Origin of the sequence: Bacillus sp. AY2-1 (assembly GCF_008368965.1) — a bacterium.
GTDB classification, from domain to species: Bacteria; Bacillota; Bacilli; order Bacillales; family Bacillaceae_G; genus Bacillus_A; species Bacillus_A thuringiensis_S.
This window is the reverse complement of record NZ_QPEL01000312.1, coordinates 1-1639: the sequence shown is the minus strand read 5'-3', so window position 1 is coordinate 1639 and position 1639 is coordinate 1. Positions and strand designations below refer to the sequence as shown.

Here is a 1639-nt window from a genome sequence, read left to right as displayed (position 1 = left end):
ACAATTGTACCATGTCTGATAATCAAGCCGCTTAATTCAAAAAAGTGAAACCCGTTAGGGTTTATTTCGTATGCAAATCTTTAAAGCATCTACGTATAGACTTTCGAAAAAAGAAACAATCTTGCTTATCATTGACGTTACACGGGCTTAGCTTGATAGCGATGGGGTAGCACCACACATCCATCAACTTAAGAATAAACGCCACCAAAACAAAAAAAGCCCCAAAGTTTTCTTGAAAATAAGTTGGGGCTTTTGAACCAGAAAAGTACATTTTCAACTATGAAAACTACGATAAATTTTTCCTTTTTTCCTACTTGCTAAATTCAGCAAGTAAAATATTTTTAAAAGGATTAGGACTGCCAGTTCTACCCAAACTATTCCAATTGACGACCAACGTATGATTGCCTCCAAGTGTACCTCCAACTAGAGTTGTAAACCCTAGAATGCCACCTGAGTGTCCCCATATCGAGACACCGCTTGGCAGCTTAGTTTCATAGATTCCAAGACCATATCCATCGATTCCTTCTTTTCCTGTAGGAACTGTAGTAAGCATTTGTTTTAGTTGCTGTTCTTTCAGTAATTTGCCACCGAGCAAGCAAGAGAAGAATTTGTTTAAGTCGTCAGCAGTAGAAACCATATCTCCAGCAGAGCTAGCTGCACTTGGGTTATAATAAGTAACGTCTTTTAGCTCACTTGCTCCGTCTGGTTGGACATATCCACGGGCATGGTTAGTGCCTGGAATAACACTTGAGTTGCCTGGTAGGAATGTATTCGACAATTCAAGCGGTTCAATAATTCGATTTTCAACCTCTTCCGCATAGCTGTTTCCAGTTACTTTTTCAATAAGGATACCCAGTAATACGTATCCTGTGTTTGAATAAGACCAGCCCTTTCCTGGAGCAAAGTCTGGGGGAAGAGAAATCCCCATCTTCACTAACTCTTCAGCCGTATACGATTTTTTTGTATCCGTAAAATCAGCGTCTTTTGACCTTGAGTATTCAGCGATACCACTTGTATGGTTCAATATGTGCCGGATAGTAATCTTGTTACCATCATATCCATTTCCTTGAATGACACCAGGCAACCAGTCTTCGATGTAGTCGTTTAGCTTCAGGCGATTCTCTCCAGCTAATTGAAGTACAACTGTTGCGGTGAACGTCTTCGTCACACTCCCAATGCGAAAGCGAAAATCTGTTTTCATTGGTTTCTTGGTTCTCAGATCCGCTATTCCAGCGGCATACCCCCACGTTTTTCCACCCTCAGAAGTTTTAGCAAGTATCCCTGGGTATCCAAGTTGCAATGTATCCCGCATTGCTTGCTTGACGGAAGTATGATCTCGTTGCGTATTTGTTTGTAACGAACTAGATACATTTTGAGTGGGCTCTGCTTTTACAATTGAGGTTGGTGTTGTATATAACAGGGAACTTCCAGACTTTGCACATGTAATTTGACTACGTATTTTCATAAGGCATTCCTCTCCTCTATTCATATTGTATAAGTGCTTGCTGTTCCTTACTTCCTAACAAGACTTAGGGAAAGGCCCTCACGCATATAGATTAAAGCCCCAGTACAAAGGTATATATCAATACCAACAATTTGAGCCATTTAAATCTCCATCCCTTCTATAACAAAATTATTC

The 1639-nt window shown here is 40.3% G+C and carries 1 protein-coding gene; it reads right to left on the bottom strand.

The genetic code is table 11. From position 1 onward, the window contains the following. Positions 1-310: 310 nt before the first annotated feature. On the bottom strand, positions 311-1465 hold the full coding sequence (locus DN403_RS30725) for a serine hydrolase domain-containing protein (RefSeq protein ID WP_149186125.1): 1155 nt from the start codon (positions 1463-1465) through the stop codon (positions 311-313). Positions 1466-1639: the final 174 nt, after the last annotated feature.